This is a genomic window from Elusimicrobiota bacterium (assembly GCA_041660185.1).
GTDB lineage: Bacteria > Elusimicrobiota > Elusimicrobia > 2-01-FULL-59-12 > 2-01-FULL-59-12 > JBAZWU01.
In genome coordinates this window covers 1-22,506 of sequence record JBAZWU010000007.1, presented here as the reverse complement: position 1 = coordinate 22,506, position 22,506 = coordinate 1, and the positions used below count along the sequence as shown (strand labels likewise).

Sequence of the window (22,506 nt, the reverse complement as noted above, 5' to 3'; positions counted from 1 at the left end):
CGGCTTACTCTACCCACGTTGCAGCCCTTCTAAGAGTTGAAGCGTTTTCTCCGTTGCGCCCTGATGGCGCTCGACGACCTGGCGGGCGCACTCACCCATTTTCTGCCGCCCCTGTGGGCGACTCAAGAGTTCGGAAAGACACGCTCCCAGCTTCTCTAATGACACCTGCCGCGCACCCCCGTGATTCACGAGCCGCTCGGCGATCCCATGAAAGTTTTCCATCGAAGGCCCGAAAACAACAGGACGTCTCAAGGCGGCCGGCTCAATCGGATTCTGACCACCCCTGGGAACGAAACTGCCTCCCACAATCGCGATATCCGCCTGACGATAGGCATCCAAGAGGTCCCCCATCGTATCCCAGAGGATATCGTTCGCCTCTCCGGGTCCTCCCGGCCGCGATTTGCGCTGTACCACAAGCCCCTTCGAAAGGAGCATCCGTTCGACTTCGCTGACGCGCTCGACATGCCGGGGAGCCCAAATCACGCGCAGATCCGGCCACTCGCCACGAAGGTTCAGGAGAACCGGAACCAACAACAACTCTTCCCCCTCACGCGAACTTCCGATGACGATCACCGGGGAATGCGGCGCCACCTCCGGAGGCGGCGGGTCATCCTCCACCAATAAATCATATTTCAGATTTCCAGTAACGCGAAGACGATCGGACGGCACCCCGAGCGCCTGGAACCGTTCGGCATCCTGCGCTTCCCGGACCGCCCACAAATCAAAACAATCCCACAGGGCCTGCATCACACCCGTGATCTTCTGGTAGGATTCAAACGAGCGCTGAGACAAGCGCCCGTTGATCAGCGCCACCCGCGCGCCGGAGCGTTTCGCTTCACCCAGGAGATTGGGCCAGAACTCCGACTCAACGGAAATAAAAAGTTCAGGTTTCACGCTTCGGAAAACCCGGCGCACGAACCAGGGCAGATCGATCGGGGCCGCGATCACCTGATCCGCCAGACGTCGCTCCGTGGCCCAGATCAGGGCTTCGGGAGTGACCGCGCTCAAGAGCACATGCACATGAGCATGCTCCGGTGCCCGCTGGAGGAATTTCTCAATGGCTTTCACCTCGCCGACAGATACGGCGTGAACCCACCACCACCGCTCGCCTTTCTGTAACCGGTTTTGAAACTCCGGCGGAAGGATGCCGCACCGCTCCGACCACCGGTGCAACCCCTTTTTGAAAACACGACGCCGCCACCGGAGCAAAACCCAGAGCGCGATCAAGGGCAAGGCCAACAGAACGAACCCGTTATACACATGGAACATCCAGCGTCTACTCATGACCAGACGCTCCCGCCGACAAATCGGCTTCTGCACACACCGCCGTAAGTGCAATCTGCAGATCGCGGGCCCGCTGGCCGAGGTCATCCGAAGGCCCGACCGTTATCGGCTCTCCATAGACCATAGCAATCCGGTTGAACGGTTTGGGAATCAGGAATTCATCCCACCCTTTAAACACCCAGGCTTTTCGGGCGCCGTAGGCCACGGGAACAATCGACGCGCCCGTTTTCTGGGCGATATAAAGCACCCCGGGTTGCACCTGGCGCAAAGGACCCCGGGGTCCGTCGGGCGTAATGCTGATTCTCCCCCCCTGCTCAACGATGCGGCACATCTCCAATACCGCTTCGGCCCCTCCGCGAGACGTCGACCCGCGCACAGGGTTCAACTGGAAGGAGCGGCAAACCTTGGCGATGAGATCTCCATCCTGGCTGTGCGAGATCAAAGGCCGCAGCGAATCCCCCTGATGCAAATAGACCAGAAAAACCTGGCGGCCATGCCAAAAGGCGTAAATAAATCCTTTGCCGCCCGCCTCCATCCGTTGACGAACCAGTGGATTCACCCGAATAATCCGGGACGTCATTCCAACGAAACGAAGATACCACGTCGCCAGGAACGATAACAGCCGGATTTTCATGCGTGTAGTCGTGGAAGAAAGCCGCTCAGACAGCTGCTTTCTCGGGACGTGAAGAGGAATCGCTGCGTTTAGATCCGCTCTTGCGGACAGGCGTCCAAGCCGTCCAGATCAGTCGAGCATAAGGCGGCATGTGAGGGGCGGCTGGATCAAGGACCACCCCGATTCGCTGAAGCCCCAGCAAGGCCGCCAGCGGAACCAACAGGGACCCCTCGGCGAGCGGCGCAGGCGCGGACATCTCGCACTCCTCGCCCTTGGCCTGTTCTTGAATCAGCCGAAGCGCGAACTGGGTCGCCTGGGTCACGGCTTCCTGCTGAATGGCGCTCAACAAAGCCCCCTGCAAAGCATCTTTTTCAACGACGGAATGCCGTTCCTCTTCCAGCTGAGGGCCAATCGTTGCCGCCACTACAGACAGGGCCACCCCCCCAACCGGCAATGGAAGCGGTGCCGTTTTCTCAGCCACCGACTGCGTGACGGTGGTGTAGAGAGCCACCGGTTGCAGAAATCGTTTGACATCACTGAGGGTATGCTCGATGCTGGCTTCAAGTTCCGGCGTGATCTGCACTCCGTGTTGATTTTTGAGCAGGCGGGCGACTTCTCGCGGACGCAACGTGAGTCGAAAGTTTTTGATCTTCGTCATAAATTCGACCAAGCTCCCTTACGCAGGAATGATGACGGTGAACTTATCGCTTCAAGACCGGCCCGGGACGCACACCCTTGGCGATGGCAACGGCCCGTTTTCGGTCCCGGCGGGCCTGCCATTCGTAAATGATCGGGGCCGCCACAAAAATGGATGAATAGGAACCAACAAACACGCCCCAGAGCAGCGCGAAGGCAAAATCATGAATCACGCTTCCGCCGAAAAGGAACAGAACCAATACCGTAATAGCCACGGTCATGGAGGTCATGATCGTCCGCGAAAGCGTTTCATTGACGCTGCGGTTGATAATTTCCGCCAGGGTTTCTTTCTTGGATAAACGGATGTTTTCGCGCATCCGGTCGTAAATAACGATGGTATCGTTCATGGAATAACCCGCGAGCGTCAGGATACCGGCCACCACCGTGACCGAGATCTCCTTATTCATGATTGAAAAAATACCGACGACTGAGAGGACATCATGGAGGAGAGCCGCGATACTGCAGACCCCCCAAAGCGTGGACCGGAACCGGAAACCAACGTAGATGATAATTAGAATCGTGGCCCAGATAATGGCGCTCAGCGCTTGATTCGTCAACGCCCGGCCCACCGCAGGACCCACCGATTCCGCCCGCTGAACGATCGGCGCTGATCCGACGAATTGACTGCGCACCGCCTCTGTCAATTCCTCACCTAACACCGTCGCCGATTTTTCGCTTTTAGGAACCCGGATGATCACGGACTTTTCGGTTTGGAAATCCTGCAATTCGGCGTCGGGATACCCTTTTTGAGCCAGGGCCACGCGCAGTTCGCTCATAGGAACGACTGTCTGAAAACCCAATTGGACCAGCGTCCCTCCCGTGAAATCAATCCCGAGTTTCGGACCGCCTTTCACCACCAGCGAGACAATCCCCGAGAGCAGCAAAACAGCAGAAAAAGCGAAGGCGTAATACCGTTTGCCGATAAAATCAATGTTCGTTTTCTTAAAAAGCTGCATGCCGTCTCCTCGTTAATTTAAAAATTCAACTCCGGTGCGTCCGTGCCCGAAAACCAGTAGTCATAGACCATATGCGTAAAGAATACCGCCGTAAAAATGGAGATCAAAACACCCCAGAAGAGCGTCACGGCAAACCCCTTGATGGGACCCGTCCCGAACTGAAAGAGCAGGCCCGCGGAGATGAGGTTGGTGACATGGCCGTCGATAATCGCCGGCCAGGCGTGTTTGTATCCGAGATCGATCGCCAGGCGCACCGACTTGCCGGCCTGGAGTTCCTCCCGCACGCGCTCGAGGATGAGCACGTTCGCGTCGACAGCCATCGCGAGGCTGAGAATCGTACCGGCGATACCGGGAAGGGTGACGGTGGCATGCAGACAAGCCATGACCCCGAAGATAAAGAGCATATTGATCAACATCGCCAGGTCAGCGATTAAACCGGACGACCGATAGTAAATGACCATAAAGAGAATCACCAGAAACAGACCGATCAAGCTTGAACGCACACCGGCTTTAATCGAGTCTTCACCCAGGGTAGGCCCCACGGTTCGTTCTTCAATCACGCGAACCGGTGCCGGCAACGCGCCGGCCCGAAGCACGGTGGACAACAGCTTCGCCTCTTCCGCGCTGAAATTCCCTTCAATGATGGCATGGCCGTCCGGTATCGCGGAACGGATCACCGGGGCCGACTGCACCATCCCATCCAGGACGATGGCGAGTTGTTTGTTGACATTGGCTTCCGTCACCTGACCAAAGAGTTTCGCCCCTTCGGGATTAAATTCAATGCCGACACTTGGAAACCCGCCCATATCGCCCTGCCCGAACTGGACTTTTGCATCCACGAGCGTGGCCCCGGTCAACGCCGCAGGGGAATGCACCATCAGATAGTGGGTTTCCCGATTCGGTATAACCTCGAGCCCTTTGGGGAGCAGTTTGGCGATCTCGGGAGATAGGGTTTCGGCCTTCTGCTGCGCCAGGAACTGCATCACCGTCATTTTTTTAGCGGCTAGAGCGGAGGAAAAAGTGGCGAGCGCGCCGGAATCATCCACCAACCGGAACTCGAGAAGTGCGGTTTTACCGATCAGCTCTTTGGCGCGTTCCGGATCCTTGATCCCCGGCAATTGCACAACGATCCAACGATCCCCTTGACGGGCGATCATCGGTTCGGCAACGCCGAACTGATCGACACGGTTCCGGATAATCTCAATGGCGCGGTCCAACGCGTCGTTGATATTGATCTTGGGATCCAGTTTGCTGCGATCCAATTCAAGAATCAGGTGAGTCCCGCCGCGCAGATCGAGCCCCAGATTAAGGATTTTTCCGAGGATGGGGTCTTTTTGTTGTTCGTAATCCGTCCGCTCACTGACGGGCATTCGGTACCAGCGGACAGTAGGGACCAGGAAATAGATGGAAAGACCGACCAGAACGAACGTCGTCCAGAGAACGATTTGCGATCGACTCATGAAACAATTTCTCCGACAACAGCCGTCGCCGGGCTGCCGTTTGATGCCTCCTTGATCACCTGCGTGATCGCGGAACGGCTCACGTCGATGCGCACATTTTCCGCGATTTTCAGCTGGACGATCCCGCCCTTGATCGAAGTGACCGTTCCGTAAATCCCGCCTTGCGTCAGCACCCGGTCTCCCGTCTTAAGATTATCGATCATGCGCTTGTGCTCTTTCGCTGTTTTCTGTTGTGGGCGGATCACCAGGAAGTAAAGAATGAGACAAATCACGATCATGGGCATAAAGCTCATGAGGGGATTATTGGTGGGCGTCGCATTCGTTGAAGATCCTTTCGGCAAAACGGTTTGTGTTCCCATGGGTCGCTCCTAATGTTTAGTCAGTTCGAGGCTATAAAAAGGGAGGGAGACTCCCCTCCTGAACTGACCGCACTTTGATATGTTTCCAGAAAGGTTTTCTTCTCTTTTAAGAAGGTCCCTTCGGTAATGGATTTCCTTATTTTTCGCATCAATCTTATCAGAAAGGCTATGTTATGTAAAGACGCCAGGCGGAGCGCGCCCAGCTCTCCGGCCCGGAAAAGATGATGAAGATACGCCTTGGTGTAGCGGGAACACAGATCACAATCACAATCGGGATCAACGGGTGAAAAATCTTCCCGGTAAGGGGCGTTCTTGATATTGAGTTTCCCTCGCGACGTAAACAACTGGCCGTTCCGGCCGTTGCGCGTCGGAAGCACACAATCAAACTGATCAATTCCCATTTCAACCGCTTCCCAGAGATCGTCCGGGGTTCCGACCCCCATGAGGTAACGCGGTTTATCCTCGGGCAGGAGCTCCGTCGAAAGCTGAATCATTTCCAGGGTTGCTGAGCGAGGCTCTCCGAGGGAAAGCCCCCCCAACGCATAACCCGGGAAATCCAAATCCATCAACTGAAGCGTGCTGTCTTTCCGGAGCGGAGCATAGGTGGCTCCCTGAGTAATGCCGTAGAGGAGCTGCTTCCCCCTCTCCCTCGTTCCCTCATCCGGCCTTCGGCCACCTTCTCCCTCATAGGAAGAAGGAATTCGATTGAACGTTTCTTTGCAGCGTTTGGCCCAGCGGGTGGTCATCTCCAGCGCCTGGCGGGCACGGTCTTCGGTGCAGGGGTAAGGCGGGCACTCATCGAAACACATCAGAATATCCGCGCCGAGCGCAAGCTGAATTTCGATGGCTTTTTCAGGGCTGAAGGAATGCAGGGATCCGTCAATGTGGGAACGGAACTCCACGCCTTCTTCACTGATCCGTCGCAGCTTCTCTAGACTAAAAACCTGATACCCGCCGGAGTCCGTCAGAATGGCCCCCTTCCAATCCATGAACCGGTGGAGACCTCCGGCCTTTTGAATAACGTCCATCCCGGGCCTCAAGTAGAGGTGATAGGTATTGCCCAGGATCAGCTGCGTGCCCAGTTTTTCCAGATCCTGGCAGAGAAGCGTCTTGACGGCACCCTGGGTTCCGACCGGAGCAAATACCGGTGTTTCGACAACGCCATGGGGCGTGTTCAATCTGCCGAGTCTGGCTTTTGTATCAGGACAGCGCTTAACGATTTCAAAAGTTTTCATAGTTCAAATCCTTGCACAACTATCCCCCTCTCTCTGATGAGGGAGAGGGCAGGGTGAGGGTTTATCTCCGTGCAGCAACCATATTTTTACCCTCACCCTAACCCTCCCCCTCCGCAGGGGGAGGGGGTCCGAGTAATAGTTCATTGGATCAGCATCGCATCGCCGTAGGAATAAAATCGGTAACCGGATCGAATCGCTTCTTCATAGGCGGCACGCAGCCCGAACGGTTCAGCGTCACGCGTTTTATGGGAATAAAACGCTGAAGCCAGAAAGAGCGGGGTGGCATCCGGCAGATGAAAGTTAGTAATGAGCGCATCGATCGCCTTGAACGTATATCCCGGCGTTATAAACAGACGGCTTTCCCCTTGACCCGGCTGAAACACCCCGTCCTCGTCACAGACAGTCTCCAGTGTTCGGACCGCCGTCGTCCCGACAGCAATAATCCGCCGTTTCTCCCGGTGGGCGGTGTTCAGCGTTTCGGCCGTGGCGGATGTCATGTCATAAGACTCGGGCAGCATCTGGTGCTTCTGAATGTCTTCCTCGCGAACTGGACGGAAGGTTCCCCATCCCACATGAAGAACAATTTCCTGCCATTGAATGCTCCGCTGTTTGAGCCGGGCTAAAAGTTCCGGCGTAAAATGAAATCCAGCGGTCGGCGCCGCCACCGCTCCTTCGGATTTGGCATAGACAGTCTGATAGCGGTCCATGTCCAGGGCATCAGCCTGCGGCCGTTTGATATAAGGCGGCAACGGCGTTTCCCCCTGACGTTGTAAAAAAGAGCTGACATCGTCCCGGGAAAAACGCAGGAGCCACTCCTCTTCCGCCAGACGTTTTTCCATCCGAGCGCTCGTGCCTTCTTCAAAAAAGAGTTCCGTGACCTGCGTCGCTCCACGAACCAGCGCGCGCCAGCACGAAGGATCAACGCTTCTCCCGAGCAGCAAGACTTCCACTTTGCCCCCTGTTTTTTTCTTTCCGCGCAAACGCGCCGGAAACACGCGCGTGGCATTGGCGACCAGGACATCTCCCGAAACCAGCATCTGGTCAAGATCAAAAAAGGCCCGGTGCTCAAACTGCCGGGAAGAGGTGTTCACCACCATCAGTTTGGAATGATCCCGTGGCTCCACCGGTTTCTGGGCAATCCGGTCAACGGGAAGATCGTAGTGGAAATCGGAGAGACGAGGGGACGTGGCGATCATGGCGCGGACGGCCGGCTCAAAACCGCGCGGGGATAGTACGCTTCCAGGATCTGCTGATACGTTTGTCCATCCTTGGCCCGCCCGAGAGCCCCCCACTGGCAAAGCCCGACCCCATGCCCCCACCCACGGCCTTCGAAGTGAAAACCACGCTTGGTGCGCGTGATCTCGGTGATCATCGTACTCCGGAGCGCTTCCGGGCCGACGGCCATGCGAAAGCGGTTGCCCAGGATTTCTCTTTTCCCGGATGACGACTTCACCAGGAAGATCCAGGCCCGACCCGAGGGAGATACCCGGGCGATTTTGATCTGTTTGATCTCGGAAACACGGAAACCCGCGCGACGCAGACGGGCGCGAAGGATGGGCTCCGAAATGTTCAACTCCCAATGATAGAAAGGATCTTCCTTACAGAAAGGATCTTTGATGGACGTAAATCCAATGGTATCCCCTGTTGACCAGACGTACTCAGGCGTCTCCGTTTTCCCTCCGCAGGAAGAATGAAAAAAGGTTTGGAGTGGTTTTCCCTGAGCATTAGTCAAGATTTCCCCTCGCGTTTGATCAACCGCTTCATTCGAAGCGGACGCTTCGTCCTCCAGGCCGCCATAGACCTGGGCCGACACATCATTGGCCACATCGTAGCGCTGGTCCGGATCCGTCGCGAGATTGGCCACCATATACGTGCGTGAAACAACCGCCTGGGCCTTTAAAGCTTCCAACGGCCAATCCGCGCCGACCTCCCTGGGCAAAACACCATAGAGATACTCTTCCAACCCCACATGTTCGACGACATCCAGCCGTCCGTTCGGCAGAGGCTGGAACACCATGGCCCCCCGGCACCGCCGCCCGTTCAATACCATATAGTCCGATGGATTGGCGGGAGCCACCCGGACCCCTCCGGAATAAACCGACCGTCCGACCTGTATCCCTTTCTTGGTTCGCCGGGCCGTGCAGGCGCCGTGAAGGGGGATGATCTTCCCCCCGGCGATGGATCGCGCGGCATAGGCCCCCGAACACGTCAAACGAAGACTGTGTTTAGTCCGAAGAATGCGGATACGAACGGTTTGGGGAAGTTGAAGAGAAGGGGTTTCAACAACGGTCCCTCTGGACGCCGAGGCGTTCTCAAACCACGGATGGTGCGCTTCTTCAGAAAAACCAGAAGGGACAAACAATGTTACGAGGCTGATGACCAGACAGCGCACGATCAACCCACGTCCAAGGGCGGAAAGTTCCATGGAATTCAGAAGAGATGTTGCTGCGGAGCCGGAGTTTCTTTTGGAACACCGTTCGGGACGGGGCGTCCCAGATGCCGGTAGGCGTTTTCCGTTGCCACACGACCGCGCGACGTGCGCGCCAGAAAACCACACTGAATCAAATACGGCTCGTAAACGTCCGTCAGAGTTTCCACATCCTCCGAGATGGCGACCGCCAGCGTATCGATCCCAACGGGTCCGCCGCTGAACTTATCAATCAGCGTGGTCAGCAGCCGCCGGTCCATGGTATCCAGGCCGAGATTGTCGACATCGAGCGCTAATAGTCCCTGGGCGGCGACAGCGACCGTAATCTTTTTCTCCGGCGTCATGTCGGCGAAGTCCCTCAAGCGGCGAAGGAGTCGATTGGCGATGCGGGGCGTGCCGCGGCTGCGGCGCGCCATTTCGCGTAAGCCTTCCTGATCCACGTTCACCTTCAAGATGCGGCTGGAGCGCTTCAGAATCGTGATCAGCTCCGCTTCCGTGTAAAATTCCAGATGAGCGGTGATGCCGAACCGATCGCGCAAGGGGCTTGTGAGGAGCCCGGCGCGCGTCGTGGCGCCGACGAGTGTAAAGCGCGGCACCGGAAGATTGATGGTCTTGGCGCTCGGCCCCTCTCCGATGACGATATCGAGCTTAAAATCCTCCATCACCGAGTAGAGTGTTTCCTCCACCACATAGTTGAGCCGGTGGATCTCATCGATAAAGAAAACGTCCCCCTCCGCCAGACTGGTCAGGATCGCGGCGAGATCGCCTTTGCGTTCGAGCACCGGTCCCGAGGTGATGCGCAGACCGACGCCCATCTCGTGCGCGATGATGCCGGCCAGAGTGGTTTTCCCCAGGCCGGGAGGCGAATAGAACAGGCAGTGATCCAGGGGTTCTTTCCGCTGGCGCGCGGCTTCGATAAACACGCGCAGGTTCGACTTCAAGCGCTCCTGGCCGACGAACTCCTCCAGCGTTTGAGGCCGCAGGGATTGCTCCATCAGTTCTTCGTCGGGGATCACGCGCGGCATCAAGGCTGGATTTTTGTCTAAAGGGTTCATGATAATTGTTTTAACGCTTCCCTGATCAGTTCGGCGGTTGACCCGCTGGATTTAGCCTGGGACGGCAGCTGCTCGAGCGCGGCCCGTGCTTCCGACTCCCGGTATCCGAGGTGGACCAGAGCGGCGATCGCTTCATGGGTGCCCGTCGAGCCCATCGCCTGGGACCATTTTTCGCGGCCCGTGATCCGCACGGCGCCCATCCGGTCTTTCAGCGCCGCAACAATTTTATCAGCGGTTTTCCGGGTAAACCCGAACAGGCTGACGAGCGCGCGGACATCCCCTTCCAGAACCGCCCGGCGGAAATCAGGAGCGGACTTCATAATCTTGTCCAGATAATCGAGGGCTTTTTTGGCGCCGGTTCCAGGGATTTCGCGCAGCAGTAGATAAATCTCTTTATCTTCCAGAGAGAGAAAACCGTAAAGCGTAATGCCTCCACCATACATCCCCATCGATTCGCTGATATACATCTGCACGTCGGATCCCTCTTCGGGTAAGCGATCATAAGCCGAAAGAGGCACGGAGACCTCGTAGCCGATCCCGTTGACCTCCACGAGCGCGTCCCCCGGCGATTTATTCAGTAACGTGCCTCGTAAGCTACCAATCATCAGAGATTCCCCATCCTCTTATCGTCATCCTCCGCGGCCATTGGCGGAGGATCCATCATCGTCGTACGGCATGATGGATTCCCGGCCAGCGACCGCCGGGAATGACGAGTTGTGTTGCCTCCGACCGGCAGCAAAGAAACACCGGCGCGGGCCGCGAGTTCCGCTTCAAAATCAGCCCGCGACTTTCGTGAAACCGGTATTTTGAGATGATGATTTGTTTGCAAGTGGCACAGCGCGATCGCCAGGGCATCGGCGGCGTCATCGGGTTTCGGAAGTTCCTGAAGGCGGAAATGGCGCTGCAGCATGGATTGCATCTGAATCTTACTCGCGGAACCGAAACCGGTTAAAGCGATTTTGACCGCGCGCGGATTATACGTCACAATCGGCAATCCCATCTCAGCGGCGGTCACGAGAATGACCCCGCGCGCCTGCGCCGTCGACGCGATACTGACCGCAAACTTCGCAAAATACAACTCTTCAATCGCCATGAGCGCGGGCTGGAAGTTATGAATGATTTGAATAAGATCACGGCGGAGTTGCGTCAGGCGGTCCGGCAGGGGAGTGGAGGCTGGAGTCAGGATGGCGCCATACGCCCGAACAACCAGCGAGGGGCCCTTTTCGACGACGCCCCATCCGGTGGTGGCCAGTCCGGGATCGATGCCGAGAACAACGGTCTTGTTACTTGGCGGCAGCTTCAATAATCTCCTTTGGAATATCGAAGTTGGCGTAAACGTTTTTGACATCGTCGTGATCTTCCAGCGAATTCATCAGGGTCATCATCTGGCCAGCGGCGGTGCCCGTGAGTTTCACGTAAGTCTTTGGAAGCAAGGTCACTTCCGCGGTTACGGTTGGAATTTTATTGTCTTCGAGCGCTTTCTTGACTTTCTCGAAGTCGGCCGGCTGAGTCGTAACTTCAAAAACGTCCGGATCATCGGTGGTTAGATCTTCCGCGCCCGCATCCAGCACCAGGCTCATCAACTGATCCTCACTGGCCTTTGATTTTTCGACGGCCAGAATACCCTTCATCGAAAACACCCACCCCACCGACCCGGTCTCTCCTAAATTCCCTCCGCTCTGGGAAAAAATACGGCGGATTTCACCAGCGGTACGGTTCTTATTATCGGTGGTGATTTCTACCATCACCGCCACGCCGCTGGGACCGTAGCCTTCATACATCAGTTCTTCGTAATTGACACCGTCCATATCGCCGGTACCGCGCAAAATCGCCTTTTTAACGTTATCATTCGGCATGTTCGCGACTTTGGCATCTTCCATGGCCTTCCGTAAACGCGGATTACTTTCGGGAGCGCCACCGCTCATTCGCGCCGCAATCGTGATTTCCCGGATGATCTTGGTGAAGAGTTTGCCGCGTTTGACGTCGGCGATACCTTTTTTATGTTTAATCCCTGCCCATCGTGAATGACCTGACATGTATAGGCTCCTCAAGGAATGAGAAAATGGTGCGTCGATATTCTAACAGATTTAGGGAATGCCGAGGCGACCCTCACCCGCGCTTGTCCGGCCTAGCGGCCGTCCGGCTTGCCCTCCCCCTCCGCAGGGGGAGGGAACGTCAGATTTTCTATGGGCTTTATCCCCCTCTCCCTGCTGAGGGAGAGGGGGGGGTGAGGGTGAGCGACTTTACTGAATACCGAGGCGGGCTTTGACCGTCTGGTTGGCCGGGTTGATCTGAAGGACTTTTCGGAAAACCTGATCCGCTTTGTCGGTCTGCCCGAGACGATCGTAAGTCACGCCCAGATTTTGCCAGGCGCCTTCGCCGCCGGGCTGCAGGGCCACCGCCTGTTCGTACTCGACCGCGGCTTCGTCCAGGCGTTTAAGCGAAAAGAAAATATTGCCGGCATAAAAATGCGCCCGGTAGGAACGCGGAAGAGCGGTTTCAAGACGTCGAACTCTGACCAACGCCTCGTTCCAGCGCCGGCCGTCCATCAAACGCTCCACGTCGCGGAAATCCGCCTCGATCCGGAGAAACGGTTCTGCCGTCGACGGAGGCAGGTGCTTCAAAATGGCGGCGATATTGCGCCGGGCCAGATCAAACTCCGGATCCACCTGGAGCGCCTGAAAGTAGGCCTGATAAGCGGGTTCCCACCGCTGCCCCTGCGTGTAGAGATACCCCAGGTTGTTCCAGAGATCCTTGTCCAGCGGAAAAACCCGGGTCCCCTGCTGGTAAAGCGACTCCGTCTCCGCCCCGAACCGCGGAATGTTTTTCATGTATACAGTCGCCAGCGCGTTGTACGCGTCGTGCGACAACGGGTTAATGGCCAGGCAAATCCGGTAATTGGCGATCGCTTCCGGATCGCGGCCGAGCTGCATCAGCATCGTCCCCTGATTGAAATAGATTTCGTCGTAGCCGGCGTTGGCGTCGAGCGCCCGCCGGTACATTACCAGCGCTTTCTCTTTTTGATTCAGGCGGGCGTAGACATTGCCCAGTTCGTAGTTGTTGTTGACCTCCAGCGGATGCCAGGCGTAGGCGCGCTCGAGCGCGGCTTGCGCGGAGACCAGATTCGTGCCGCCTTTGGACAGCTTAAATCCTTCAAAGAAATTGATCTCTTGCCGCCAGAAACAGAAGCTGCGCGCGATGAGACAAACCAGAAAGACGCCAGCCAAAATCACGCCTGCTTTTCGCCAGAACGAGCTCAGATCCCAGCGCACCGTCCGGACCGTTGACGGATCCAGGGCAAACAGGCTGCCGACCCACCACCAGAACAGCAGCGCGGGAACCGCAAAATGCACGGAAACATTGAGCAGATTATCGACGAGCATCCCGGCCACGCCGCCGATCAGCCCCCACGCCATCGCGCGCCAGGATTCGGGCAACCGGCGGGCCAGCGACGCGTTGAACCGGAAAAAGACGACCCAGAGCCACAAGACCAGCCCGAGCCCGATCGTTCCGATCTGAGCCCAGTACTCCATGATCTCGTTGTGCGCGTTATTGGCATGCGTGCGATACCCTTGGAAAGCCGGTTCCAAAAGCAACTGACTTTGATAAAAAGGATAAAAAAGCTCGAAGCATCCCCATCCTTTCCCGATGAGCGGATGATCCTGGACCATTCCCCAGGCCGCGGTCCAGATGAGGAACCGCTGGGACGCCGACGCATAGCGTCCGTGCACCATCTGCTTGACCTCGGTCAAACGCGTGAGAACGGTGGCTCTGTAGTTCGAGCTCTGGCCCTGGGGCCAGAAAATAACCAGAAGCCCGATGCCCAGTGCCACCACCAGTCCCCACTTACGAATCGAAACGCGCCGCTTGGCGTCCAGCGTCGGCCACAAACCCAAGCCCACGATGACCAGTCCCACCAGCATCCCCAGCCAGGACGAGCGGGTCATCGTGGCCAGCAAGGCGCCCACATCGCATAAGACCGCTGCCAGCAGAAAAACGCGGGGCGCTCCGGTGGTTTGGAAAAGGAGATCAGCGATCATCACCGGGATTACCAGCACCAGATAGGAGGACATGAAGTTCGGATTCCCGAACGTGGAGACCGGCCGGCTTCCGTACGGATTCAGGTTATGCGGCCAGATCAGCTCGACTCCGAAATACTGGGCCATTCCATAAACCGAGGCGATGACGCTGACGAGGTATGTGATCCAGAGCAGGTTCCGGAAAAGCTTCCGGTCCTGGACGCGCAGTGCGATCGCGTAGACGAGATACGTGTTGACGATGAGAAAGATCGCCCCGCGGCTTCCCTCGCTATAGATCGCCGAGAGAAACGACCGGTGCGCCGCAAACGAAGCCAGCCACGAAAAGAGACTGAAGCCAATGAGGATCAGCAGAGGCCGGTCCAGAACGGTGAAAGCCCACACCAGCTCTTTTTTCCGAAAAGCCCCGATCAACCCGAACAGCGCGATCCCCGGGATCAGGACGTTCATCAGGGCGATCTGGGTGTAATAAGGATTGCGGGTCAGGTCCGTGAAAAAGAGGATCGGACAAACACCGAAGAGGATGTACAGCAGACTACGAACGAGGCGGGGCAATGGTTCCATGGAAAACACGTTGAACATCGGGGTCTTGAGGAGCGAGGGCGCGCATCCGGTTCCAGAGGCGCGTCATATCCTGTTGGCGTCCCAACCGCTGATAAACGGAAGCCAGATTTTTCATGACACGGATATTAGTTTTGTCGCGCCAGAGGCTCATCTGGTAGGCCTTCGCCGCCTCTGAAAGACGTCCCCGGACAAAACGCGCGTTGCCGAGATTTTCAAACATCTCCGCGCTCCAATGGCGGTGGGTCCTGTCCCAATCCTCGTGCATCATGTTGTTTCCGGGCGAGCCGCAAACCCAGGCGCCCAGCGATTCTTTGTAGGCTATCTCCGCCGCATCGTAATGCCGCTGAGCCGCCTCGGGTTTATTCTCCAGCGTGTCGATTTCCGCCAGCTGCATATGAACCCAGCCCATGCGGGTGTAATTCGGCTCAAAAACAGGATCTAATCCGTGATACTTATGAAAATACACGAGCGCCTGTTCCCAGTAGTTCCGGGCCTTTTCCAGAGATTGAATGGCTTCCGACCGCGCCCCGGGCTGCGATTGGAGCGTATTGGAGCGGTTCCGTTCGTCCTGCCCTTTTTTCAGGAAGACCAGTCCCGCCTGATGATGCGATTGCACGTAATTCGGAGCGATCCGCCAGGCTTGGCCATAGGCTGCCAGAGCATTCTGCAGATCATCCGGCTGCCAGCGATCGGTGTACACATTGCCCATGAAGTAGTAAGCCATGATGTAGTTCGGATTCAGCTCGACGACCTTCTTGTAATTATCAATCGCGGTGCTCCAGTTTCCCTGCTTGGAATAGAAAATCCCCCGGTTGTGGTAGACATCGGCCATAAAATAACCCCAGAAGAGGTACAACGGCGGAAGGGTGGCCCACAAAACCAGAAACGGATAAACGATCTTCAACGAACGGCTTATCCGATACAGGGCCCCCCAGACCGTTGCCACGGTCGCCAGAACAGCGGCCCAGGCGATCGTCCAAAGCAGCTGCTCCCCCAGCGGATCAGGGAAAGGCCCCTGCGTATCGCTGAACTGCACGAAGAGCCGGTAGGTAAAAAGACCGAACAAAACGGCGCTGATTGCGCTGGCCAGTGTGATCAGCGCGGGCGGATGTCCTGCCGACACATCGTCGTTCGATTCATTCTTTTCCCGCGCCGCATCCGTGTCCGGAAGCGGATCGTGCAGGACCATCGCGCCGATCAGCCCCGCCAGAAGCCACAGGAATATCCCGGAAGACACAAACCGCAGGCTGACGTCCATCAAATTATGGATCAGCATCCCCCAGAAAGCCGCCAGAATCCCCAGCATATAAAAGGCCCGCGGATCGGTGACCATCTTCCGTTTTCCCGTCGACACATCCCGGACCGCCTGCCCCTCGGTAAAACGGCGAAGAGCGCGCGCCCCAAGCAGGGAAAAGGTGGTGATCACCCAAATAAATATTCCGAAACCGATCACCCCTTCATCCTGAAACACCTCCCAATACTCATTTTCGGAGTGGTCGGTTTCGGTGTTGTGCTTGCCTTCGATATGGAAGATATGAGGGCGCCGGAACGCCGGATACAGAACACGGAAACTGCCGACGCCATTGCCCCAGACCGGATGCTGCAATCCCATTTCCCAGGTCGAGACCCAGGTACAAATTCTGAAACGCAGGGAATCCACCCGCTGGCGGGACATGTAGGTGACTCCGATCACACAAACCAGGAGGGTCACGACAACGGCCCGCTGAATCGCCCTTCGGGTGCCTTCAAAACGGAATTGCGCGAAATAGAACACCATCAACACAAAAAAGGCCGTCATACCGCCCGAATAACCGATCCACGCCCCTTTGGATTCGGTCACCACGTTGCACAGCGTAATAAGGAAGAACAAAAGCCCGAGGAAGGAGAACCGGATCGCCACCCAGAAAGAAAACCCGATCAGGATGAGCGACAGGATGGCATCCGACCAGCTCGTCAAGTGAGCGAAAGCGAGCAGTTTGGGAAGCTGCCACAACACACCCGACACCAACAAACTTGAAATCACCAGCAGCAGAATGGAAAGCGGCTGCTTCATGCTGCGCTTGAGAATCAGGGCCAGCGTCACCGGCGTTAAAATGACCAGGAAATTCCCAAAGAAGTTCGGATTTCCAAACGTCGAGAAAACGCGCTGGCCAAAAGCCTGCCGCCAGACAAACGGATCGAGGCCGCCGGAAAAAGTAGGCGCCGGGAAGAACTTGTGGTCCAGAAATTGCACCAACCCATAAAGAACCGCCACCGCCACCGCGATCAGCAGATAGAGAATCATCCGGCGCAGGCGCTCCAGCGTATTGATTTCAATCAAGGCGATGAGCGCGAAGTGGATATAGAACACCCGGCGCAAGGTCTCATCGATGCTGGGACCCGGGTACGGCGTGTGGCTGAACGACAAAAGGCCGGACACCAGCGACGCCAGGAGAGGAACCGCCAACGGCGCGTATTTTCGCCAGGGGACGTCTCGCTCGCAAATCAGCTTCATATACCAGAACGCCGTCACGAGCGTGCCGAACATCTGGACAATGGTGATCTTGACCTGGGCGGAGTCGTAGGTATGAAGATAAAAGGAAATCGACGTGAACAGATAAAGCAGCGGCAGGCCAAAGCTGAGGATACGGCTGGTTAATCGGGCGGTTGCGCGGTCCATTCAGGAAAACTATAGCAAAATCTTTCAAAATTGCTGTCATCCCCCGCGGATACTGGCGGCCCCGACTTCCCGTTGATGTTCTCTTCGACGGGGCCGCACCGACTGTTCGATTCAACAGGTGGACGGTGCGGGGGATCTAGATATCAATGATGGATCCCCGACAGTGGCACTCGGGGATGACGGCGCAAGAGATTAATCTCGAAGGCGTTTAAAACGGATATTCAAGCTAACTCTGTGGGTGAGGCCCAGATCGCCGAGAGGAACGAACGCATAATCAATTGAACAGGATTTCAGGCGGATCCCGAAACCGCCGCTGAAATCGGACAAGGTGCCCAGATCCGGGCGGGTGATCGCATACCGGTAACCCACCCGCAGGGAGAGCATCCGGACCGGGGTGATCTCCGCCCCGACATCAAATTCCCCTTTGGTATCCTGCCGCCGGACATAATCCGCTGAAAAAAGCCATTGGGCAAACGGCTGGCCGGAGACCCCGGCCCGCACCGTCGCGGGCAGCTTCACCGCGGCATCCGCAAACCGGGAAGCGGTACCTAGATTCAATAACGCCAAACCGAGATTCCATGAACGCTCATCGTTCGCCTGATAAATCGCTCCGACATCGATGGCCGCACCGTTGGAAGCGGCGTCAACCAAGGATTCCCGCAGCACTTTGAGCGTGGATCCGAACACCAGGTCTTCGGTCACGGGGGCCGCCCCGGTCAACCCTAACGCCATGTCATAAGTGGAAAATGTTCCGGACTCCGTGAATCCGTCCCCGGCCGGAAGCAGCGTCGAAACGGTCCTGGGGATGGATCCCACCCGCAAGTAGTTGGCAAATCCCCCCCAGCTGAATCCCTCCTGCCGCCCCGCGTGACCATAGGAAACCGCTTCCTGGGTCACTTCTTCGACGTAAGTTAAATGCTGAAACGAAACCTGGGACGCGGCCAGCGTCGCCAAACAGGCCGGATTATACGCCAGCCCCTGGACATCATTCGGAACGGAGGTGAACGCCTGGCCCATGGCGGTCGCACGAGCGCCAACGGGGATATTCAGGAAGGAGAAACCGGATGTGCCACTTTCGGCCGACAAGTGAACCGCGATCAGCGGCATGACTGAAACAGCAGCAAACAAACGGTGAAATCGAACTTTCATGAGAGCCAATAAGTCACGCGAGTATGTATATCAGGCTCTAGGAAGCGGGTCAACACTAAAATACATAGAAATGACGGGCAGAATATATAATAGGCCGCATGTATTACCAGAATAAACTGGATACGCTCCGGGACCTTTTCGGGACACCGGACATTGAATTGCAGGCCAACTCGCTGCGCGTCGGCTCCGTTCACTATCCGATTCACGATGACGTGATACTACTTTCTTCCCCCCATCCCCACGAATTCGCCGAAGACATCCAATTCACATTCGGGGAAGAATGGAAAACCTACGACCGGATTTTGCCGGAACATCAGCAGGAATTCCTGCGTTACTTCGACCTGATTCCCCCGGGGAGCCTGACTCAGGCACGCGTTTGCGACCTCGGCTGCGGGAACGGGCGCTGGAGTTTTTTGATCAAAGACAGCTGTCGGGAAGTTGTGCTGGTGGATTTCTCGGACGCGATTTTTGTCGCGCGCCGGAACCTGAAAGGCACCGATAAAGCCCTATTCTTCCGAGGCGATTTGAAATCACTGCCCTTCCGGGAAGGATTCGCTGATTTTCTGTTCTGTCTCGGAGTGCTCCATCATTTGCCGACACCTTGTTTAGAGGAAGTCCGCGCCCTGCGCCGCTGGGCTCCGAAGAACCTGGTGTTCCTATATTACGCGCTGGATAACCGGCCCTTTTATTTCCGGCTCCTCCTCGCGATGGTGACCGGCCTGCGTCTACTCCTTTGCCGGATCCGGAACCAAACCCTGCGCAAAATCATTTCCCACCTGGGAACCGTCGGCGTTTACTATCCGCTGATTTTGCTAGGAAAGATACTGCGGCCGCTCGGACTCAGCCGGCATGTCCCGCTGTATGACTTCTACCACGACAAGAGTTATCGGCGGATCGAGCAGGACGTCTATGACCGGTTCTTCACACGGATTGAACAACGGGTTTCAAGGCAGGATATTCTGAAACTGAAAGACACGTTCTCAAAGGTCACCGTCTCGGACCAATTTCCCTACTGGCACTTCCTCTGCGAGCAATAATCCTTCCGGCGTGATTTTGCGAATTACTGAGCGGAAATGTAGAATAGTGTGAATTTTTTGCCGAGGTAGCTCAGCACCGTCCTCTGTTTTAGTCGCCAGAGGCGACTTAATTGGTCGGTGCAGTCCCGTCGAGTTAGCTCGCCGAAGGCGAGCCAGATAGAGGACGGGACAGTGGTAGAGCACTGGTCTGAACGATTTCGCCGAGGTAGCTCAGTGGTAGAGCACTGGTCTGAAAAACCAGGTGTCGACAGTTCGATCCTGTCCCTCGGCACATTTTACGGCAGATCAGAGAGCAGAAATCAGAGAGCAGAAAAACGGCGTGGCTTAAAGAAACTGGTGAGTGCTTTCTGATATCTGCTCTCTGATTTCTGCTCTGATGTTTTCGCCGGGGTAGCTCAGCTGGTAGAGCACCTGTTTCGTAAACAGGTGGTCGTCGGTTCGATTCCGATCCCCGGCTCCATTTTTACCGTGACAATGAAACAGAAAGCCAATCGGATATTGATTCTTGTTTTTCTGCTGATTCCAGCCTTTGGCCGCGCCGCCACCTACTACATCTCCACGACTGGAAGCGACACCACCGGCGCCGGTACCAACGCCAGCCCCTGGGCCAACTTCACACGCGCCTATTCCGCCATGGCCGGCGGCGACACGCTGATCGTCAAGGACGGCACCTACACCAACCAGACGGTTATCTCTCAATATGACGGCGAGCGCCCGCCCTCCGGCAGCGACGGACACTATACGACCGTTCAGGCTGAGACCGACGGGGGCGTTGTCGTTGACGGCCAGGGAACCTCGAGCCCGATTTCGATGGCCGGCTACCCGCAGTCTCCCATGCGCTATATCACGATCAGGGGATTTGTATTCCGTCGCCAGGCAACCGGTGCTTCGCTGTTTTCCATCGACCACATGAAGTTCATCCGGAACGGCTTTGAGGATTCCTGCGACGGGAACTGCGCCACCTTCAGCATCAGCGGACGGAACCCCAACGATTGGAGCCTGCTGGAATCGCAGTACATCCTGCTTGAGGAATGCTACGCGTGGGGCTCGGGACGCTACAAATTTCTTGTCTACCATGTCGGCCACACGATCTTCCGGCGAACCGTGACGCGCAATGACCGTTCCAACGGCAATGACGTGACGGGTTCCTATTCGTTTTATCACTCCGACACAATCGAATGTCAGAACTGCATCGATATCGACGGCGACCATATCGAGTTCTTGGTCAACTCGGCTTATTACGGAGGCTCCTTCCTCATTCCCAGCACAGACGGGCCGTCGACAAACATCAACGTCACAGGCTCCATCGCACTGAACGTGGACGCCCAGTTTGGGACGTTGTCAAAGGATCTGAACAACATCAACTATTCGAATTCCGTCGGCTGGCATATTCGGGAGGGCACCTGGGCCCGGGATTCGGCCACCTACGCTCACATGACCTTCGGCGACCTCTACGGACCCGCCATCGCGACCGTCGATGACGGTTCCGGCGTCGGTCTGCGATTCTCTCCGGGTGACGACCCGGTCAATGCGACAGCGATCCGGAACAGCGTCCTCTATAACATCAAAGGAGCCGCCCTGAACAGCTGGAGCACCGAGGATTACAACGTCTTCTATGCCAACAACGCCAACCGGACCGGCGGGACACCGACAGGCGCCCATAGCGCGAATGCCAACCCGAATCTGAGATATATTACCCGGATCGAATCAGACAACACCACCCTGAAAGGAAAAGCCTCCGACGGCGGCGATATCGGCGCCACCATCCTGAAGCGGATCGGCGTATCGGGATCGCTCTGGGGAGACCCCGGCTACAATACCGTGACCGCCGTGGATCTCTGGCCCTTCCCGTATGAGGACGTGATCCGGCGGGACATGCGCAGCTACAGCTATACCGGTCCAACAGCCGCCGCGTTGTACGGAGCACCCACCGGACCCGTCCAGACGCTAAGCGGCGCCCGCGGCTTCTGCGCGAACGGGCAGACACTGACAAAGTACATCTGGGAGTATCTGGGAAACCCGAATCCGTTGCCCAGCGGACCGGGTGAGCCGGATGCCACCCCTCCGAGCGCACCGGGAACGGTGAGCGTCAGCGGAATCACCGGCACCGGCTTTCGCCTCAACTGGACGGCTTCAACGGATAATGTAGGCGTTGTGGGGTACGTGGTCACCCTTTCAACCAGCGCCAACCTGTCGAGCCCGGTTCCCGGCTACGCGAACAAAGATATCGGCAACGTGCTGACCGCCACTATTTCGGGTTTATCCATCGGGAATGCGTATTACATTTCGGTCAAAGCCTACGATGCCGAGGGCAACTCCTCCGCCGAGTCGAGAGCAACGGTGACAACGATTACCAGTTCAAGCGCGTCAGGCATTCTCGATGGGGTTCGGGCCTACCCGAACCCCTGGCGGAGCGACCGGCACGCGGCTTCTTCCGGCGTAACGTTCGACCGTCTGCCGGCCGGAAGCCAGGTCAAACTGTTTACACTCTCCGGAAGATGGGCCGCGACGCTGAACGAAACGAACCAGCAGGCCGTCTGGAACCTGACCAACGATAACGGCAAACAGGTGGCTTCGGGAATTTACATCTATCTGGTGACAGACCCCCAGGGCAATACGAAGCGAGGAAAGCTCGTTGTGATCCGGTAGTGCCTGAGCCGCAATAAACACCCAAAACAGACCGTAAATACAATCCGATTCAATTCCCTCCAGCTGTTGCCCTAAAAATTAACCTGGTTGTAATCAACTGACAACCTAGCCGTAAGATTGGGATGCCACACACTTACTAGAGGTAACACATACGGCAGGGCGGAGGGACTACTATGAATTTCATGAAAACGAATTGGCTTGGCAGACTCGTTGGCTTCTTACTTCTGGGATTGGTATTCCCCCTTTCGGGTCCGTCCTATGCCTCTTCCGGGACTGAGGGCGCCTCATTCCTTGATATCCCGGTCGGCGCCCGCCCCGCTGCTCT

At 56.7% G+C, this 22,506-nt stretch carries 18 protein-coding genes and 2 tRNA genes; 4 read left to right on the top strand and 16 right to left on the bottom strand.

Features of this window, described 5'->3' with window-relative positions:
* Nucleotides 1–9: 9 nt before the first annotated feature.
* The 16 genes from WC859_06780 to WC859_06705 form a co-directional block, all read right to left on the bottom strand.
* On the bottom strand, nt 10–1,284 hold the full coding sequence (locus WC859_06780; GenBank protein ID MFA5975857.1) for a 3-deoxy-D-manno-octulosonic acid transferase: 1,275 nt from the start codon (nt 1,282–1,284) through the stop codon (nt 10–12).
* Nucleotides 1,277–1,918 carry a lysophospholipid acyltransferase family protein gene (locus tag WC859_06775; GenBank protein MFA5975856.1) on the bottom strand — a complete coding sequence of 214 codons (642 nt, stop codon included), beginning with the start codon at nt 1,916–1,918 and terminating at the stop codon, nt 1,277–1,279. Before WC859_06775 ends, WC859_06780 begins: the two co-directional genes overlap by 8 nt.
* Nucleotides 1,919–1,943: 25 nt before the next feature.
* A complete protein-coding gene (locus WC859_06770) occupies nt 1,944–2,555 on the bottom strand; it encodes a hypothetical protein (protein MFA5975855.1) in 612 nt (203 codons plus the stop codon).
* A gap of 43 nt (nt 2,556–2,598) precedes the next feature.
* A complete protein-coding gene (gene secF / locus WC859_06765) occupies nt 2,599–3,549 on the bottom strand; it encodes a protein translocase subunit SecF (protein MFA5975854.1) in 951 nt (316 codons plus the stop codon).
* Between the two features lie 17 nt (nt 3,550–3,566).
* Complete coding sequence (secD, locus tag WC859_06760) at nt 3,567–5,009, bottom strand: protein translocase subunit SecD (protein MFA5975853.1); 1,443 nt, start codon at nt 5,007–5,009, stop codon at nt 3,567–3,569.
* The gene (yajC, locus tag WC859_06755) at nt 5,006–5,368 is read right to left on the bottom strand and encodes a preprotein translocase subunit YajC (GenBank protein MFA5975852.1); all 363 of its coding nucleotides are present in this window, start codon (nt 5,366–5,368) and stop codon (nt 5,006–5,008) included. The genes secD and yajC overlap by 4 nt, the downstream gene beginning before the upstream one ends.
* Before the next feature lie 20 nt (nt 5,369–5,388).
* Nucleotides 5,389–6,603: a tRNA guanosine(34) transglycosylase Tgt gene (gene tgt, locus WC859_06750; protein ID MFA5975851.1), complete on the bottom strand. Its 1,215-nt coding sequence runs from the start codon at nt 6,601–6,603 to the stop codon at nt 5,389–5,391.
* A gap of 140 nt (nt 6,604–6,743) precedes the next feature.
* Nucleotides 6,744–7,799 carry a tRNA preQ1(34) S-adenosylmethionine ribosyltransferase-isomerase QueA gene (queA, locus tag WC859_06745; protein MFA5975850.1) on the bottom strand — a complete coding sequence of 352 codons (1,056 nt, stop codon included), beginning with the start codon at nt 7,797–7,799 and terminating at the stop codon, nt 6,744–6,746.
* Nucleotides 7,796–9,028, bottom strand: coding sequence for a SpoIID/LytB domain-containing protein (locus tag WC859_06740; protein MFA5975849.1), 1,233 nt, complete (start codon nt 9,026–9,028; stop codon nt 7,796–7,798). The genes queA and WC859_06740 overlap by 4 nt, the downstream gene beginning before the upstream one ends.
* A 5-nt stretch (nt 9,029–9,033) precedes the next feature.
* A complete protein-coding gene (ruvB, locus tag WC859_06735; protein ID MFA5975848.1) occupies nt 9,034–10,056 on the bottom strand; it encodes a Holliday junction branch migration DNA helicase RuvB in 1,023 nt (340 codons plus the stop codon).
* A gap of 26 nt (nt 10,057–10,082) precedes the next feature.
* On the bottom strand, nt 10,083–10,691 hold the full coding sequence (ruvA, locus tag WC859_06730; protein MFA5975847.1) for a Holliday junction branch migration protein RuvA: 609 nt from the start codon (nt 10,689–10,691) through the stop codon (nt 10,083–10,085).
* Entirely contained in the window at nt 10,691–11,389 is a 699-nt protein-coding gene (gene ruvC, locus WC859_06725; GenBank protein ID MFA5975846.1) for a crossover junction endodeoxyribonuclease RuvC, read from the bottom strand. Before ruvC ends, ruvA begins: the two co-directional genes overlap by 1 nt.
* Nucleotides 11,370–12,122 carry a YebC/PmpR family DNA-binding transcriptional regulator gene (locus WC859_06720; GenBank protein MFA5975845.1) on the bottom strand — a complete coding sequence of 251 codons (753 nt, stop codon included), beginning with the start codon at nt 12,120–12,122 and terminating at the stop codon, nt 11,370–11,372. Before WC859_06720 ends, ruvC begins: the two co-directional genes overlap by 20 nt.
* Nucleotides 12,123–12,329: 207 nt before the next feature.
* Nucleotides 12,330–14,687 carry a tetratricopeptide repeat protein gene (locus WC859_06715; protein MFA5975844.1) on the bottom strand — a complete coding sequence of 786 codons (2,358 nt, stop codon included), beginning with the start codon at nt 14,685–14,687 and terminating at the stop codon, nt 12,330–12,332.
* Nucleotides 14,659–17,346: a tetratricopeptide repeat protein gene (locus WC859_06710; protein ID MFA5975843.1), complete on the bottom strand. Its 2,688-nt coding sequence runs from the start codon at nt 17,344–17,346 to the stop codon at nt 14,659–14,661. Before WC859_06710 ends, WC859_06715 begins: the two co-directional genes overlap by 29 nt.
* 192 nt (nt 17,347–17,538) lie before the next feature.
* Nucleotides 17,539–18,495 (bottom strand): PorV/PorQ family protein, encoded by a 957-nt coding sequence (locus tag WC859_06705; GenBank protein MFA5975842.1) that lies wholly within the window; start codon nt 18,493–18,495, stop codon nt 17,539–17,541.
* A 98-nt stretch (nt 18,496–18,593) separates the two neighbouring features.
* Between WC859_06705 and WC859_06700 the strand changes: the two genes are divergently transcribed.
* The 4 genes from WC859_06700 (at nt 18,594) to WC859_06685 (ending at nt 22,181) form a co-directional block, all read left to right on the top strand.
* A complete protein-coding gene (locus tag WC859_06700) occupies nt 18,594–19,532 on the top strand; it encodes a class I SAM-dependent methyltransferase (protein MFA5975841.1) in 939 nt (312 codons plus the stop codon).
* Between the two features lie 199 nt (nt 19,533–19,731).
* Nucleotides 19,732–19,803, top strand: a tRNA-Phe gene (locus WC859_06695).
* A 113-nt stretch (nt 19,804–19,916) separates the two neighbouring features.
* Nucleotides 19,917–19,992, top strand: a tRNA-Thr gene (locus WC859_06690).
* 14 nt (nt 19,993–20,006) lie between these two features.
* Nucleotides 20,007–22,181, top strand: coding sequence for a fibronectin type III domain-containing protein (locus WC859_06685; protein ID MFA5975840.1), 2,175 nt, complete (start codon nt 20,007–20,009; stop codon nt 22,179–22,181).
* The last annotated feature ends 325 nt before the right edge of the window (nt 22,182–22,506 follow it).

Excerpts from the sequence above, each read along its gene's own strand:
- WC859_06780 (MFA5975857.1), bottom strand. The coding sequence starts at position 1,284 with ATGAGTAGACGCTGGATGTTCCATGTGTATAACGGGTTCGTTCTGTTG.
- WC859_06775 (MFA5975856.1), bottom strand. The coding sequence starts at position 1,918 with ATGAAAATCCGGCTGTTATCGTTCCTGGCGACGTGGTATCTTCGTTTC.
- WC859_06770 (MFA5975855.1), bottom strand. The coding sequence starts at position 2,555 with ATGACGAAGATCAAAAACTTTCGACTCACGTTGCGTCCGCGAGAAGTC.
- secF (MFA5975854.1), bottom strand. The coding sequence starts at position 3,549 with ATGCAGCTTTTTAAGAAAACGAACATTGATTTTATCGGCAAACGGTAT.
- secD (MFA5975853.1), bottom strand. The coding sequence starts at position 5,009 with ATGAGTCGATCGCAAATCGTTCTCTGGACGACGTTCGTTCTGGTCGGT.
- yajC (MFA5975852.1), bottom strand. The coding sequence starts at position 5,368 with ATGGGAACACAAACCGTTTTGCCGAAAGGATCTTCAACGAATGCGACG.
- tgt (MFA5975851.1), bottom strand. The coding sequence starts at position 6,603 with ATGAAAACTTTTGAAATCGTTAAGCGCTGTCCTGATACAAAAGCCAGA.
- queA (MFA5975850.1), bottom strand. The coding sequence starts at position 7,799 with ATGATCGCCACGTCCCCTCGTCTCTCCGATTTCCACTACGATCTTCCC.
- WC859_06740 (MFA5975849.1), bottom strand. The coding sequence starts at position 9,028 with ATGGAACTTTCCGCCCTTGGACGTGGGTTGATCGTGCGCTGTCTGGTC.
- ruvB (MFA5975848.1), bottom strand. The coding sequence starts at position 10,056 with ATGCCGCGCGTGATCCCCGACGAAGAACTGATGGAGCAATCCCTGCGG.
- ruvA (MFA5975847.1), bottom strand. The coding sequence starts at position 10,691 with ATGATTGGTAGCTTACGAGGCACGTTACTGAATAAATCGCCGGGGGAC.
- WC859_06720 (MFA5975845.1), bottom strand. The coding sequence starts at position 12,122 with ATGTCAGGTCATTCACGATGGGCAGGGATTAAACATAAAAAAGGTATC.
- WC859_06715 (MFA5975844.1), bottom strand. The coding sequence starts at position 14,687 with ATGGAACCATTGCCCCGCCTCGTTCGTAGTCTGCTGTACATCCTCTTC.
- WC859_06710 (MFA5975843.1), bottom strand. The coding sequence starts at position 17,346 with ATGGACCGCGCAACCGCCCGATTAACCAGCCGTATCCTCAGCTTTGGC.
- WC859_06705 (MFA5975842.1), bottom strand. The coding sequence starts at position 18,495 with ATGAAAGTTCGATTTCACCGTTTGTTTGCTGCTGTTTCAGTCATGCCG.
- WC859_06700 (MFA5975841.1), top strand. The coding sequence starts at position 18,594 with ATGTATTACCAGAATAAACTGGATACGCTCCGGGACCTTTTCGGGACA.
- WC859_06685 (MFA5975840.1), top strand. The coding sequence starts at position 20,007 with ATGAAACAGAAAGCCAATCGGATATTGATTCTTGTTTTTCTGCTGATT.